A 15,133-nucleotide genomic window follows, 5' to 3' on the forward strand; every position below is an offset into this window, starting at 1 on the left:
CATTTAAGCTTTGTCTGTTGATTGAGATATTTCATTTTAGGGCAATAATGTACCAAATTTCGAGTTGCCGGCATATCCCAGATAAAACCTATGCAGCCCCTGAATTTTCTTGGTTAACTCAGATAAAGTCCCTTCATTTTCTAAGACATCATCTGCATAGAGAAGCCGCGTTTTGCGGTTAGCCTGAGTATGCATAATGCGCTTGATCTCTTCTGTGTCCAAACCACTTCTTTGCTGAACACGAAGAATTTGTGTTGCTTCAGAAACATCAATCACCAATACTCTATCAACAACCGCCAAAAAATCTGGATTTTCAATCAGCAAGGGTACATCGATGATGCCGTATGCTGCATCGGGATAACAGGTCTTTGCTGATTTGATTTCATTTAAAATCAAAGGCAGTAATACCTCTTCCAATTCTTTTTTGGCTTGAGGTCGTCTGAAAACAATATCTCTCAAAGCAGCACGGTTCAGACTGTTTTGAGTATGAAAAACCTTGTCGCCAAAAAGACGGCGGATAGCCGGTAATGCTATACCGTTATCCGCCGTCAGGTTTCGACTCAGAGCGTCGGCATCAATATGCGGGGCATCCAAATCAGAAAAGATTTTTGCTGCTTGAGATTTCCCGCTGCCGATACCGCCTGTCAAACCTATCCATAAAGTCATATTAAAACCCTGATTTGGTCAGCCACCAAGTGACGGCACGATGTACCGGCTCATTAGCTACCAAAATAATCCAGCCGGCAATGGCCAAACTCGGACCGAAAGCAAAATATTGTCCTTTGGCAACCCGTCCGATAATCGCTCCAATCAGACCGATTAATGCCGCCATGAAAACCAAGACAGGTAAAATGCCGACCCCAAGCCATGCACCTAGAGCAGCCAGCAATTTAAAATCGCCGTTACCCATACCGATTTTTCCAGTCAAAAGCTTATAGATGAAACATAACAACCATAAGCTCATGTAACCGAAAACTGCACCTAAGACGGCGGATTTCAATGGCACGAATGTGCCGTTCAAATTAAACAGCAAACCTAACCATATCAACGGCAGGGTCAGGCTGTCTGGTAAATATTGAGTATCCGCATCGATAAAGGTCAATGCAATCAATATTGCAGTCAATATCAACCCACCGAATGCCGCCATCGTCCAGCCATATTGCCACGCTACTACGCCAAACAATATACCGGTCAATAATTCGATTAAGGGATAACGGATGCTGATGGGCGTTTTACACGAACCACATTTACCGCCAAGCATCAGATAACTGACAATCGGAATATTTTGCCAAGCCTTTACCGGAGCATGACACTTAGGGCAGCGTGAATCCGGTTTCATCAAATTGAATGGTTGCTGCTCTTCTTCCGTTAATTCAAGTTGCAAATGCTCTTTCGCAAACTGAGTCCAACCGCGTTCCATCATGACAGGAACGCGGTAAATGACGACATTAAGGAAACTTCCGATTAACAAACCAACGACGACAGATAATGGAATCGCAAATGGCGTTAATGTATCCAAAGATTCCAACATATTAACCTACTACGTTACCGAGGTTAAACAGCGGCAGATACATTGCTACCAACAGTGTGCCGATGATGGTGCCTAAAATAACCATAATAATGGGTTCCATCAGTGAGGATAATTGTGCTACAGAGTTATCAACTTCATCCTCGTAAAATTCAGCAGCCTTATTCAACATATCATCAAGGGAGCCGGATTCTTCACCAATAGCAGCCATTTGAATAACCATATTGGGGAACATATCCGTACTTTGCATACTTGAAGTTAAAGAAAGCCCCTGAGTAACTTTTGCACGAATGTCCTGTGTTGCCTCCTCATAAAGGATATTACCAGCTGCACCTGCTACTGAATCTAAAACCTCTACCAAAGGTACGCCTGCTGCAAACAAGGTGGAAGTGGTACGAGCCCAGCGAGCAATAGTTGCTTTACGGACAATTTGACCAAAAATTGGTAAACGTAAAATCATTGCATCTATACGTTTTTGGAAACTTGGTGATTTTTCATGTAATTTATAAACACCAAAACAAACGGCAATAAAGATAACGATCATCAGCCATCCGTATTCTACAAAAATTTTGGAAATATCCATAACAATTTGGGTTAAGTCAGGCAGTTTCGCCCCCATGCTTTCGTAAACTTTACCAAACTCAGGCAGCACCCAACGCATCATCACGAAGATCAATGCCACTGCAACGACCAAAATAGAAATTGGGTACGTCAGTGCAGTTTTTACTTTTTTCTTAATGGCTTGTGTTTTTTCTTTATATACAGCAAGTTTATCCAATAGGCTTTCTAAAACACCGCCAGCTTCACCGGCTGCAATCAGATTGCAATAAAAACGGTCGAAATATTTTGGGTATTTGGCAAATGATTTACCTAATGCACTACCTTGTTCCACATCTGCACGGACTTGCATCAACATTTCAGTCATGGATGGGTTGGAGTGTCCGCGTGCGACAATTTCAAAAGCCTGCATTAAAGGCAGACCTGCTTTCATCATGGTGGCGAGTTGACGGGTAAAGACAGTGATGTCTTCCTGAGTAATACGACGCTTTTTAGTTGCCTTTACTTTACTGATACGTAAAGGACGTATCCCGCGGCGTTGGAGCTTTTTACGCGCTTCTTCTTCGTCTTTAGCGACTACTTCACCTCGGACTAATTGATCTGTATTGGTATTTTTACCTTCAAACGTAAAACGTTTGCCTTTGTTTTTTTGAGCGAATAAGCCTTTTTTTTGCTCTGCTTGAGCCATTTTGTTACCCCTTGGTTTAATGTTTGAGAATGAAGAAAACATAAGTCCCCGTGTTTCTTCGATTCAATGGTTTAATCGTTAGTGTGAGCAATAACTTCTTCTAATGAAGTCAAACCTTGCATTGCTTTTAATAAGCCTGCACGGCGCAAATCAACCATACCTTCTTTGTAGGCCATGTTCATAATATCAACTTCTGTACCATTATTCATAATTACACGTTGCATTTCCTCGGTAATCGGCATGACTTCATAGACGCCGACACGACCTTTAAAGCCTTTGCCACGACAACTGTCGCAACCAACAGGACGGTAGAGTTTCCAATCTTTTGCTAAATCTTCATCTGTAAATCCTGCTTTTTTCAATGCAGGAACTGGAGGACGCTCAACCTCACGCTTACAACTTGAACACAGACGACGCAATAATCGTTGTGCCATAATCAAGCTGACCGAGCTTGCAATATTGAACGGAGCAACCCCCATGTTTAACATACGGGACAGAGTTGCAGGTGCATTATTTGTGTGCAACGTTGAAAATACCATATGTCCTGTTTGTGCTGCTTTAATGGCAATATCCGCAGTTTCCAAATCACGAATCTCACCTACCATGATGATGTCAGGGTCTTGACGCAAGAAAGATTTTAATGCTGCAGCAAAAGTCAAACCTTGTTTATCATTGACGTTGACTTGGTTGATGCCTGGTAAATTAATCTCTGCAGGGTCTTCTGCAGTGGAAATGTTGACGTCTTCTGTATTTAAAATATTCAGACAGGTATACAGCGATACAGTTTTACCTGAACCTGTCGGACCTGTTACCAATACCATGCCATAAGGCCGATGAATGGCCTCAAGCAGCATTTCTTTTTGGAAAGGTTCGAACCCCAGCTGGTCAATATTTAAAGTTGCCGCATCAGAATTCAGAATACGCATTACTACTTTTTCACCAAAAAGGGTAGGTAGCGTACTCACGCGGAAATCAATGGGGCGACCATGTTTATGGAAAGCAATCTGAATGCGACCATCTTGTGGTACACGTTTTTCAGAAATATCCAAACGCGCCATCACTTTAATACGTGAAGCCAGTTGTCCGCGTACTGCAACAGGCGGTTGAACCACTTCTCTTAGCTGTCCGTCTACGCGAAAACGGACACGAGCCATTTGTTCGTAAAATTCGAAATGTATATCAGATGCACCTGCGTTTAGTGCATCCGATAAAGTTTTGTGAATAAAACGAGGGATAGGACCATCTTCAGCCTCTTCATTGTCAATGTAGAGAGCTTGTGAGGGTTGAGCAGCTTCTTGTTCTTCACTGATCTCTTTTAAAATGGTGGTGGAACGTTGTCCCAGCCACTCTAAGAGGGAGCTTAATTGGTCGTCGGGTACAACAACCAAATCAATCGTAACACCTGAAGAAAAAGTGATTTTTTGGAAGTTTTGGATTTGTGTTGGATCGGAGACGGCCAGATAAACTTTACGGCCGCGACGGAATATCGGTATGCAGCGATTTTGAACCATTTGTTCTTCGCTCAAAACATCAGTAATGATGTTGCTGCGAGGGTAATGATGCAAATCCAATAATGGGTAGCTGAATACACGCGCAACTAATTCTCCCAAGCTTCTAGGAGAGATGATGCCGTCCGCAAAAAGCATGGGTAGGATTTCTTTACCTGTTTTCAAGGCGCTGCCGTAATGTTCAGCTTGTGCATTTGTAATGGTTTGGCTTTGAAGCAGTACGCGTAATAGTCCGATACTCATTATTCAATTGTCCGTTTCTTGTATAACCTTTTACACAGCCAGATATCCTCAGATAGTCTGCTGAGAAGTTATTTCACAAAGGAGTAGGTTCTGTTGTTTACTTAAGATTTTTGTATTTAGCTGTATTAAAAAGAAATTTTATTCTAAGTGTTTTTATTTTATTACTAAAAGATAATATGATATTCCGCTATTATGTGCAATCCCCTTATTTATTCGGAATATTAAAGGAGGGAAGTATTGGAAACTTCTAAAGAGCCGTTATTATAAGGTAAACAATACAGTTGCAACACTTCTAGGCGAAACTTTGTATGAGGCTATCCTTGAATGATTGCTTTGGGTGCTGTTTTTAGCGAGATAATTTGGTGGTATTTAAGAGACAGTATGATCGGAATATGCACATATAGGTCGTCTGAAACTAAAAATGCTAAAAGCCGGATCATGTTTGAATACATGATTCGGCTTTAATTAGATTTGAGTTCCTATTTCAATAAATTAAAATAGGAACTCAGTTCATTAGTTGATAAACTTATTGGCGAATGCGAGTTTGTACAGGAGCAGGTGCAACTTCGCGGATGATGACTTCGCGAACAACTTGAGGTTCTGCTTTTTTCGGACCGCAGCCTTCAGGCATCCAATAGAATGATTGTGCATCCTTGTTTTTATCAAACAGAATTTTGAATTGGCAGGTTTTGTGTTCGCCATTTTCACGGTAGTTGAACAAGTAGTCCCACTCACGTACACCATAGAGACCTTCTTGGAAGTGAGGGCGGCCGATCAATTCATAGATTTGATCCTTGTTCATGCCGGCTTCAATTTGACGGACATTGTCCCAGTTTGGCCAAGAACCATGTTGGGTGCCATCGTGGCGGAAGGTAGTTTTTGCTGCATCAGGCCATACTGGATTGTCAGTAGTACCTTCTTTGCTGACTTTGCTCAGATTACCACAGGCTGCTAGGGCGAGTGCTGCAATTGCAGGCAATACAAATTTCGATAATTTCATGTTTTTTCCTTTTATATCAAATCTTTGATAGATAGAGATGCTTTTAAGTCATCCCCTCTAGGTCTTACCATTGGTAGCCGACGCTTCCGCCCCAGTTAACATCTTTGCGGGTGTTCACGCTTACGCCGGTTTTGATGGACCATTTGTTGTTATCGGAATTGTGTGCATAACCAACAGCGACTGCTTGTTGACCACGGTAGCCACCTACAGCTGCAGAAACGATGCTTTTACCTGCTTCGTTAGGACGTTGCAGGAAACCGATTGCTGTGGCACCGGCGATACCTGCACGCAGGTCTTTGTTCATATCGTTGATACGATCTTGAAGATTATTGATAACAATGCTGTTACCGTTTGTTTGTGCGGCTACTTGGTACAGTTGGCTGCCGTTGATAGCATCTGTGCTGGTAGGTGTGATGCGACCAGCTGCAACATTAGTGATAGTACGTTCGTTGCCTGTTGAACCTACACTCACTGTGGATGTAGGAGTGGTGCCGGCAAAGCCGCTGTAAGTTACACCGTTTACAGTAGCGGTATTTGTACCTACTGCAGCAGAAGTAGTAGAACCTGCGCCTAAAGCAACAGAGTATTCATCACTTGCAATCGCTCCGCGACCGATAGCGACAGAAGAACCGCCTTTAGCTTGAGCCTGGAGGCCAGAAGCTACGCTGGCGTTTCCGGTAGCTTGGGAGGCAGCACCTGTAGCAATAGAATAGTTACCTTCGGCAACAGAAGCAGAACCTACAGCAGCTGAAGAAATACCCTTGGCTTGAGCTTTTTGACCTACTGCAACAGTGTAAGCGCCGGTTGCTTGAGTGCCTTGTCCGATCGCAGTAGAGGCGGGAGCCGCAGCGTTAGAGCCAGAGCCAAATGCAGTAGAAGACAGGCCTTCGGCTACAGAAGCAGAGCCTACAGCAGTGCTGCTGTTGCCTTTGGCAGCTGCTTGACGACCGATTGCAGTAGCGGCATTAGCAGTTGCGTTGGCGCCTTGACCGAAAGCTGCGGCGGCAGTGCCTTCAGCCTTGGAGAGTGTACCAACTGCAGTGGCAGATTCATCTTTAGCAGTAGTTTCAGAACCAATTGCAACGGTGCTGAGGCTTTGTGCGCTGGCGTTAACGCCGACAGCTACACCGTAACGACCAGTTGCGCCCTTACTGTCGTAGTTGCCACGGACAGGTTCGTTGTTATCGTTAATGCTTACATAAGAAGCATTTGTCAGCGCTGCTGCAAACGCAGGCGAAGCAGAAACAAGACCTGCGGCTGCCAATGACAAAGCCACTGTTTTGTTGAGCGCGGTAAAACGATTCATGTGTGTTTTGTGTTTCATAATTATCTCCCTGATAAAAACACATAAATAATAATATGGATGAATCTATATATTTTGCATATTCTGATTGACAAATATATGCCGCTTATCTAATATGCATACCACTGGTTGTTGAGCAGTAGTGAAATACATAAAATTTTATTTCTAAAAAATAAAATTGATTCAGAAAACAAATGGTTCGAAGCACGATTTACTACTCCGTACATGATGACCATTATATGAAGTTCCTTATTTTGTATTTATTATTTTTTTTTATCAAATATTAACTTCATTATAAAAAAACAATCGTTCCCCTTATTATCTATATGTAATATATAACAAAAAAAATAATAACATGTATTATATATTTATGTTTTTTGGGTTGTTTTGATTTTAAATTGCGTTTTTTTATTTTTAAGTAATTTAAAATGTCTTAATTTTTCGGATGAGTCATTGGTAAAATCAAGTGTGGCATTTAATATATTTAATACGGTAGAAAATTTTATATGAAGATAAATTTTTTCTACTGGAAACGATATTTTTCTTTTTTATATCTCTGTTAATTATTCCATAGATTTGTGTTGTATTTTCGATACTTGTGCCATGATGTAGATAAGAGGTGTTTTTGTTTGGATGGTATATATTGGAATAAGCTGAGATTTGTAAAGACAATTCCGAGTTTTCAGACGACCTTTTAGTCACAAATAAAGCCCGATTATTGCGATCGGGCTTTATTTGTTTATCGTTGCATCATTCAATTACGATTTTGGGGAAACGGCTGCTGAAATCTTTGCCTTTGTCTGCAATGGTCAGTGCGATTTGGAAGGCTGCGTCGGTGTAGATTTTGGCAATGGCGGGATGGTCGTCAAACAACTGTTTCGCCGCGCCGTCATCCATTGCTTCGCGTACGGGCAGGCTTAACGGGAGCTGTCCGAGCAGCGGGACATTCAGACGACCTGCCAAGTTTTTGCCGCCTTCAGAACCGAAAATAGCTTCGGCATGACCGCAGTTGGAGCAGATATGTACCGACATGTTTTCCAGTACGCCGAAAATCGGGATATTGACTTTGTGGAACATATCGACCGCCTTGCGCGCGTCAATCAGGGCGATGTCTTGCGGCGTGGTAACGACGACCGAGCCGGTTACAGGGATTTTCTGCGACAGGGTGAGTTGGATATCGCCTGTACCTGGCGGCAGGTCGATGAAAAGGTAGTCCACTTCGTCCCACTCGCTTTGGAACATCAACTGCTGCAAGGCTTGGCTTACCATCGGACCGCGCCAAACGACGGCTTGATCGGTATCAACCAGAAAGCCGATGGACATCACTTGGATACCGCTGTCGGCTTCGACGGGAATCAGTTTCTGGTTTTGTTGGTCGGGTTTACGGTCTTGCACGCCCAGCATGGTCGGTTGACTGGGGCCGTAGAGGTCAGCATCTAATACACCCACGCGCGCGCCCATGCGTGCCATGGCGGTGGCGAGGTTGGCTGTGGTGGTGGATTTGCCAACACCGCCCTTGCCAGATGCAACGGCAATGATGTTTTTTACGCCTTTGATGGTGGCGACTCCGGGCTGTACTTTGTGTGTTGTGATTTCAGTGTCAATGCGGAGATGGATATGCGCGTCGCCTGTGATGCCGATGACGGCTTCTTGCAGGCTGTTGGCGATGTCGGCGGCAATATGCCCGACAGGGAAGCCGAATTTCAGTCCGATATGGAGACCGTCGGTGCGTTCTTCCAACAGTTTGACGGCTTTTTCGCTACCAAGTGTGCGTGTGGTGTTGGGAATTTGTACTGCTTCCAGTGCAGTTTGAATGGTTGCGATATTCATGGCGTATCTCTGGTTGATAGGTAACGATAATTGAATCAAGGATGATTCATATTTGGTGTGTGGATGCAAGAAATACAATAGGTGTGGAATAAAAAATACGATCCATATTTCAGGATGAATGCGCGGATGCTGTAATAAATTTTCTTCCAAAAGAAACTGTATCTAAAGTCATCATAATCGATATCAAAATATTATTTGAAATATAGAGTTTTTATGTAATAAATTGTCGATAGGAATATAGTACTTTGTGTAATTATATTTCCAGACTTTATATTATGTCTCAATGGATGCAAGCGAGCAGAATGGTGAATGTTAATCCCAGTTTGCGGCAAGTTCATTTGCTGTTTTCAGTCGTTCCGTTGTGCCGACATCCAGCCATAATCCATTGTGTTGTTCGCCGGTAACGCGGTGTTGGTTCATGGCTTCCCTCAATAGAGGTGCGAGTTTGGCGATTTGATTGGCGGGTGTGTTTTTGAAGAGGTCGGGGTGATATATGCCTACGCCGCTGAAGGTTAGTGCAACTCCCTCGGTTTTATTAGAGTGCACCTGTCCATCGGGGGAAATGGAAAAATCACCCTCCGGGTTGTGTGGTGGGTTGGGAACCAACCAAATATGGGCCAGTAGGTTGGAGGTTTGTAGAGATGAGGCGGCTTGTCGGGCGGAGTTAAAGTCAATATCGGTCAGAACATCTCCGTTAATGACAAGGAAAGGAGCGTCGCCCAGTAAGGGTAGGGCGGTGGCGATTCCGCCGGCGGTCTCCAGTCCGCCTGTTGATTCGGGGGAGTAGGCTATGTTGACTCCGTATTGCGCGCCAGTACCAAGTGTGGCTTCGATTTGTTCGCCTAGCCATGCGTGATTGATGACGATTTCGGTAAAACCTGCGTTTTTCAGACGACGTATATGCCAGCCGATGAGTGGTTCGCTGCCGACTTTTAGAAGTGGTTTGGGTGTATGGTCGGTCAGGGGGCGCATCCTTTCTCCGCGTCCTGCTGCCAGTATCATTGCTTTCATGGCTGTCCTTGTTTGGGATGGGATTGTAGTCATTTGATGTGAAAGTATACAGTGTTGTGCCGTCAGGGTTCAAAGAGAATGATGCTTTGGTTATTGGTGTATTGATTGGTCGTTGATGAGGGAATACGAAATCAAGAGGTCGTCTGAAAACAAAGATGGGTTTTCAGACGACCTTGTGTTTAGGCTAATGATTTGAATTGTCGGCGGAAATACAGCAGCGCCGGGTTGTCGGTGTGGGTAGTGGTGATTTCATCGATGCGGACATAAAAGATGAAATGTGTGCCGATTTCGTGTTGCTCGATAATGTGACCGTGTAAATGAGCCAGTGCGCCTTCAACTTCGAGTTGACCGGTTTGCCCTCTATGCCAAATGTGGTATTCGAAGCGTTCTTCGGGGGAAAGGTTGGTAAGCCCTGCGAAGTGTTCGGCGACGTCTTGTTGATTTTCTGACAGGGTGTTGATACAGAGGTTCCGGTTTGCCTGCAATATGGGAATGATGCCTGCCTGCCGGTTGATGCATAACATGACGGTAGGCGGCTCGTCGGTAATTGGCGCTACAGCTGTCATGGTAATGCCGTAACGTCCGGACTGCCCGTCTGTGGTGATGACGTGGACGCCTGCGGCGCAGGATGCCATAGCATCTCGAAATGGACTCTTGAGTGTGTGTGCGGAATCTGTCATTCAGTTTCTTTTATTTTAGTGCCTGCTCAATTTGCGCGAGTTGGAGCAGCAGCTCTTTCAGTTCGAGCATTTTTTCTTTGGATAAGATTTTTTCGATGGCGTCGTAGCGTTCGTCTACTTGCGCGCCTATGGTTTCGTACAGTTTTTCGCCTTCTTGAGTCAGTTTCAGGTAAACGCGGCGTTGGTCGTTGGAAGGTTTCAGTCGTACCGCCAAACCTGCTTTTTCGAGTCGGGTCAGGATGCCGGTCAGGCTGGGGCGCAGGATACAGGCTTGGTTGGCGAGGTCTTGAAAGTCTAATGTGCCGTTTTCTGCCAGAAGACGGATGATACGCCATTGTTGGTCGGTAATATTGGCTTGGTTCAGAATAGGGCGGAATTGGGTCATCAACGCTTCTCGGGCTTGAATCAGTCCAATATTGATAGATGCATGTTTAGATTGGTTAGGCATTATAAGTCTCCATTGTTATCAAAAATCAAACCGTTGAAGCGCGAGGCAGGTATGTAAAAGGCGTTTTTTGATTATAAGCCGTCATTGGGGCGGCAAGGATATATAGGAACAAAAGCATCATTGTTTGGGTATCTTGGGAATACGCTAAACAGTTTGTTTTGATAATAATGTTCCCAAGTTTTCTTATAAACCTATCTTAGTCTATTTTCTGTGCAATCTCAACAAAATCATCAAGTACGGATTTTTTGAGTAATTCGTTTCTTTAAAAAACGAATATATTTTGAAGCGATGGATATGCCGTATGGTATTTGGGTTCTTTATATTTTAAGGATTTTAATAGGGGCTTGGTCAGTAGAAGAGGTCCATCAGCCAGATTCGGCTGCGTAAGCCCCAGTAACTGCTCAATCCTGAGGTGTGATGTATCATTTTGCCGTTTTTAATCAAGATGATGGTCGGGGTAACGGCGATCTTCCAGTTGGTTGCTAATTGGTCGTCTGAATCGTTGGCTGTCGGGAATTGCAGTTGGTGTTCCTTCATGTAGGACTGAATCTCTGTATCGGAGCCGGAATGTACGGCGACGCCAAGTGTGGGAATGCCGTTTTGATGTAGGCGGTCGATTGTCGGGGATGTGTATGAGCAGATATGGCACCATGTTCCCCAGAAATAGACGACAGCAATGCGCTCTTTGCTGAGTGTTTCAAGGGAAGTGCTGTTTCCATTGATAACATGGAGGGGTTCCGATGAGGCTTGCATCGGCTGATTGGGTTTGCGCCACCAGTCAATGGCTACGGAAATCAGAATAAAGAGAAGGAGGGCTTGGGTAAGGGATTTTAGATAAGGTAAGAGTCGTTTCATGTGGTGTCTGCATAAAGCAGGCTGAATATAAGGGAATCTGTATGTACTGCTACAAGGTTGGCTTGCGGTAATCATCTGCGGCTTGCCCGCCTTGCATCGGTATATTGGGTGTTCCTTTATAAACAGCCTGTTTGTATTTGAATCGTTGAAGAACGATATCAAAGTTCACAACGTGTTATGGTTATAGGTTTTAGCGTTTTTTAAACTTGCGTGTATAAATTGCCAAGATAATGACGGCAAATACGGTGGAAGCAATCCAGCCCGCTGGTTCGCCGACGTTATACCAACCTGCTTTTTGTCCGACAAAGCCGGCCAGTGCGGAACCGCCGATGCCTAACAGGGTAGTCATGATGAAGCCTAAGTTGTCTCTACCCGGGTGCAGGAATTTTGCCAATACGCCGATTACAAAGCCAATGATGATGGTAGTAAGCCAACCCATATTGCTTATCTCCTTATGTGTGTTGTGGTGAATGTGTGTGTGAAAATGCAGTATACAGTGTTGTTTTATCCCGCTGTGTCGTCTTTACATTTTATAGCACTGCTTCATATGGGTAGGGCGAGTAGCGGTATTGTGAGTCAGTATTGGATAATATTAAAAGGTCGTCTGAAATCTGTTTCAGACGACCTTTGGATTTACTGGGTCAAATTCTGATTATTGGGCAGCTTCAGCGTTTTCAGGAATTTCTTCAGGAACTTCTGAGGCAGCTTCGCTTTCTTGTTCCAACATATTATCAGCAGATGAGTCTTGCTCAGGGAGGCTGTTGGCATCAAATTTTTCAGAAGGCATGTTGTTCATTGGTGCTTCATATGCAGGCTGTCCAAAATTGTGTTGCTGCATGGCTGCGGCAGGAAGATTTTTCGTTATAAAAAATACTAGTGGAATCATAATAATGAAACAAATCAGCATAAGCCACAAATAAGCTTGCATGAAATGTTTGCGGTTTTTGTTGCCATCCCCAAATGCCCAGACAAATATCATGACAAGGCCTACGATAGGAATGGCGAGTATCAGGAATGTGATAATCCAATCCTTGACGGTCATGACTGCAGTGTCGTTGGGTACATTAGGGTGTGGAGTGTTATTTTGATCCATGAATAAACTACCTAAATGAAAGTGAATGAATAGGTCGGCAGCGGGCGGTTTTAATTTCTAATGTATTAAAATGTGCTGAATGTTAAAGCGGTGATGCTGTGTAGAATCATTTTGCACATTTATCCGACTGCCTGGCGATTGCAACATATATAGTGGATTAACTTTAAACCAGTACGGCGTTGCCTCGCCTTGCCGTACTATCTGTACTGTCTGCGGCTTCGTCGCCTTGTCCTGATTTAAATTTAATCCACTATATTTTATCCCAGCTGCAAGGATGAGAATGTTATCTTTCATTCCGTTTTCATGCAAGTGGATAGGGGTGAGGTGTGTTGGATTTTGGGTAATATGTGAATGGATCTTGACGTGATAGCGTTGCGTTGCCGTGTCCTATGAAATTCAATCCACTATGGGGGAGAAACTCAGGAACAAGTTGATGAGATTGGGTAAGATGCGGGTTGGTGCCGCAAAAGGAAATTTAATGTAAAGGTCGTCTGAAAATGGGTTTTCAGACGACCTTTGGGATTTTGATTTATTCTGCGGCAGGTTTTACCGTACTGCGGACATCGCCGCTTTTTTCTTTGTGTTTCAGCACCGCGCGGTCGAGTTTGTCCATCAGAACATCGATGGCGGCGTACATATCTTGTTCAACGGCCTCGACGTGGAGGTCTTTGCCCGCCAAATGGATGTCTGCTTCAGCCTGTTGATTGAGTTTTTCCACAGAAAGGGTGATGGTAATCGAAATGGCGTTGGCTGCGTGGCGGTTGATGCGTTCCAATTTTTCGGAAACGTAGTTTTTGATGGCTTCGGTAACGTCGAAATTCAGACCGGTGATTTTCAGATTCATAATACAGCTCCTTCGGTGGGGTTCAGTCCGTCAGAAACGGAACGGGAAAACTGCGGTTTAAAACTGTCATTCGGTAAGTTTGCGTTTGTGTGCCGGCGGGATGTCGAGCGACTCCCTGTATTTGGCGACGGTGCGGCGGGCGATGTCTATGCCCTGTTGTTTGAGGAGGCGGACGAGGGTTTCGTCGGAATGGGGCTTGCTGCTGTCTTCGTTTTCGATAATCTGCCCCAAAACGGCTTTGATTGCGCCTTGGCTCAGGCCTTCTTTGTCGCCTTCGGAATTGACTGCTTGTGTGAAGAAATAGCGTAACGCAAATAGTCCGCGCGGGCAAGACAAATATTTCTGGTTGGCGGCGCGCGAAATGGTACTTTCGGCAAGCCCCAATTCGGCGGCGGCGTCTTTCATAAGCATGGGCGCGAGTCCGATTTCGCCGAATATGAAGAAGTCTTCCTGATTTTTGACGATGTATTCGGCAAGGCGGATGACGGTGCTTTTGCGCAGTTCGAGAGAGTCGATGCGCTGCTTGGCTTCGTTGATTTTTTCTTTCCATTCGGGTGCGCCGTCTTCTGCGGATTTCATGAGGTCGCAGTATTCGCGGTTGAGTTGCAGTTTGGGCCAGGCGGCTTCGTTGCCGATGACTTTCCAGCCGTCTTTGCCTTCTTTGACCCAAACGTCGGGCTGGATGTAGGCGGTTGGTTCGGAGGAGGCGAAACCGTAGGCGGGGTAGGGGTTGAGCGTGGCGATGATGTCGAGCGCGACTTCTATGGTTTCGCTGTCGATTTCGGGAAAGAGTTTGCGGAAGCGGATGATGTTTTGTTTGCGGTTTTTGCCCAAATCGTGCAGCGAACTTTGGATGAGGTGGGCGGCCGCCTGACGCGCGGGGCTGGCGGGCAGGCGCATGAGTTGGAGCATCAGGGATTCGGTCAGGTCGGCGGCGGCAACGCCCGGCGGGTCGAAGGTCTGCAAAAGGTCGAGGGCGTTTTGCAGCTCGTCTTCGTCCAGCATCCATTCCAAGGGTGTGTTGTCGATAACGTCTTGAATGCTGTCGGTGAAATAGCCTTGGTCGTCAAGGAAGTCGATAAGGATGTGGACGTAGGCGGCTTCTTTGTCGGAAAGGGGGTGTTCGCACACTTGGGCGTGCAGGTATTGGTTGAAATCTTCTTCTTTGGCGATGTTGAGCCACGCGTCTTCGGCATCGTCGCCGCCGAGGTGGTTGCTGCGCGGCATGGTGGTACCGTGATTGAACTCTGCGTCGGCAAATTCGTCGGCTTCGGGACGTTCGAGCAGGGGATTGTCCTGCAACCAGTCTTCGACCTCGCGTTCGAGTTCGATACCGGACATTTGCAGGATGCGCAGGGATTGTTGCAGACGTTGGTTGAGTTGTTGGGTCTGCCTGAGTTTGAGGCCGAGTAAGGTCATGGTGCAATGTATGTTAATTAGTTTTATGGTGGATTGGACTTGAAACGGTGCAGCTTGGTTTACATTACGCTGTCAATTGCTTCTTGTTCATCCACTATATGATTTCAGACGACCTTGGGTTTGGT

General features: G+C 45.1%; 15 protein-coding genes. All 15 read right to left on the reverse strand.

What is annotated here, in order from left to right:
• Positions 1–36 precede the first annotated feature (36 nt).
• The 15 genes from coaE to rpoN all read right to left on the reverse strand — a co-directional run bounded on the left by coaE (position 37) and on the right by rpoN (position 15,008).
• Complete coding sequence (coaE, locus tag DBZ16_RS13710) at positions 37–666, reverse strand: dephospho-CoA kinase (protein WP_107814377.1); 630 nt, start codon at positions 664–666, stop codon at positions 37–39.
• A 1-nt stretch (position 667) separates the two neighbouring features.
• Entirely contained in the window at positions 668–1,531 is an 864-nt protein-coding gene (locus DBZ16_RS13715; RefSeq protein WP_107814378.1) for a prepilin peptidase, read from the reverse strand.
• 1 nt (position 1,532) lies between these two features.
• Complete coding sequence (locus DBZ16_RS13720) at positions 1,533–2,774, reverse strand: type II secretion system F family protein (protein ID WP_107814410.1); 1,242 nt, start codon at positions 2,772–2,774, stop codon at positions 1,533–1,535.
• Between the two features lie 71 nt (positions 2,775–2,845).
• Positions 2,846–4,525: a type IV-A pilus assembly ATPase PilB gene (gene pilB / locus DBZ16_RS13725; protein ID WP_107814379.1), complete on the reverse strand. Its 1,680-nt coding sequence runs from the start codon at positions 4,523–4,525 to the stop codon at positions 2,846–2,848.
• Between the two features lie 526 nt (positions 4,526–5,051).
• Positions 5,052–5,525, reverse strand: coding sequence for an outer membrane protein assembly factor BamE (locus tag DBZ16_RS13730; protein WP_070496021.1), 474 nt, complete (start codon positions 5,523–5,525; stop codon positions 5,052–5,054).
• A 64-nt stretch (positions 5,526–5,589) separates the two neighbouring features.
• Entirely contained in the window at positions 5,590–6,849 is a 1,260-nt protein-coding gene (locus tag DBZ16_RS13735) for a YadA family autotransporter adhesin (protein WP_107814380.1), read from the reverse strand.
• A 729-nt stretch (positions 6,850–7,578) separates the two neighbouring features.
• The gene (gene apbC, locus DBZ16_RS13740; protein ID WP_107814381.1) at positions 7,579–8,658 is read right to left on the reverse strand and encodes an iron-sulfur cluster carrier protein ApbC; all 1,080 of its coding nucleotides are present in this window, start codon (positions 8,656–8,658) and stop codon (positions 7,579–7,581) included.
• Between the two features lie 312 nt (positions 8,659–8,970).
• Positions 8,971–9,669 carry an N-acetylmuramate alpha-1-phosphate uridylyltransferase MurU gene (gene murU / locus DBZ16_RS13745; RefSeq protein WP_107814382.1) on the reverse strand — a complete coding sequence of 233 codons (699 nt, stop codon included), beginning with the start codon at positions 9,667–9,669 and terminating at the stop codon, positions 8,971–8,973.
• A gap of 179 nt (positions 9,670–9,848) precedes the next feature.
• Positions 9,849–10,349 carry a 4-hydroxyphenylacetate 3-monooxygenase, reductase component gene (gene hpaC, locus DBZ16_RS13750; protein ID WP_070496011.1) on the reverse strand — a complete coding sequence of 167 codons (501 nt, stop codon included), beginning with the start codon at positions 10,347–10,349 and terminating at the stop codon, positions 9,849–9,851.
• 10 nt (positions 10,350–10,359) lie between these two features.
• On the reverse strand, positions 10,360–10,797 hold the full coding sequence (gene hpaR / locus DBZ16_RS13755; RefSeq protein ID WP_070496009.1) for a homoprotocatechuate degradation operon regulator HpaR: 438 nt from the start codon (positions 10,795–10,797) through the stop codon (positions 10,360–10,362).
• A gap of 348 nt (positions 10,798–11,145) precedes the next feature.
• The gene (locus DBZ16_RS13760; protein WP_107814383.1) at positions 11,146–11,652 is read right to left on the reverse strand and encodes a protein disulfide oxidoreductase; all 507 of its coding nucleotides are present in this window, start codon (positions 11,650–11,652) and stop codon (positions 11,146–11,148) included.
• Between the two features lie 190 nt (positions 11,653–11,842).
• Positions 11,843–12,091 (reverse strand): GlsB/YeaQ/YmgE family stress response membrane protein, encoded by a 249-nt coding sequence (locus DBZ16_RS13765; protein ID WP_070496004.1) that lies wholly within the window; start codon positions 12,089–12,091, stop codon positions 11,843–11,845.
• 213 nt (positions 12,092–12,304) lie between these two features.
• A complete protein-coding gene (locus DBZ16_RS13770; protein WP_107814384.1) occupies positions 12,305–12,745 on the reverse strand; it encodes a hypothetical protein in 441 nt (146 codons plus the stop codon).
• Positions 12,746–13,274: 529 nt separating this feature from the next.
• Entirely contained in the window at positions 13,275–13,589 is a 315-nt protein-coding gene (gene hpf / locus DBZ16_RS13780) for a ribosome hibernation-promoting factor, HPF/YfiA family (RefSeq protein WP_107814386.1), read from the reverse strand.
• 66 nt (positions 13,590–13,655) lie between these two features.
• A complete protein-coding gene (gene rpoN, locus DBZ16_RS13785) occupies positions 13,656–15,008 on the reverse strand; it encodes an RNA polymerase factor sigma-54 (protein WP_107814387.1) in 1,353 nt (450 codons plus the stop codon).
• Between the last annotated feature and the right edge of the window lie 125 nt (positions 15,009–15,133).

The sequence above is a fragment of the Neisseria sicca genome (genome assembly GCF_003044565.1).
Lineage (GTDB): Bacteria > Pseudomonadota > Gammaproteobacteria > Burkholderiales > Neisseriaceae > Neisseria > Neisseria sicca_A.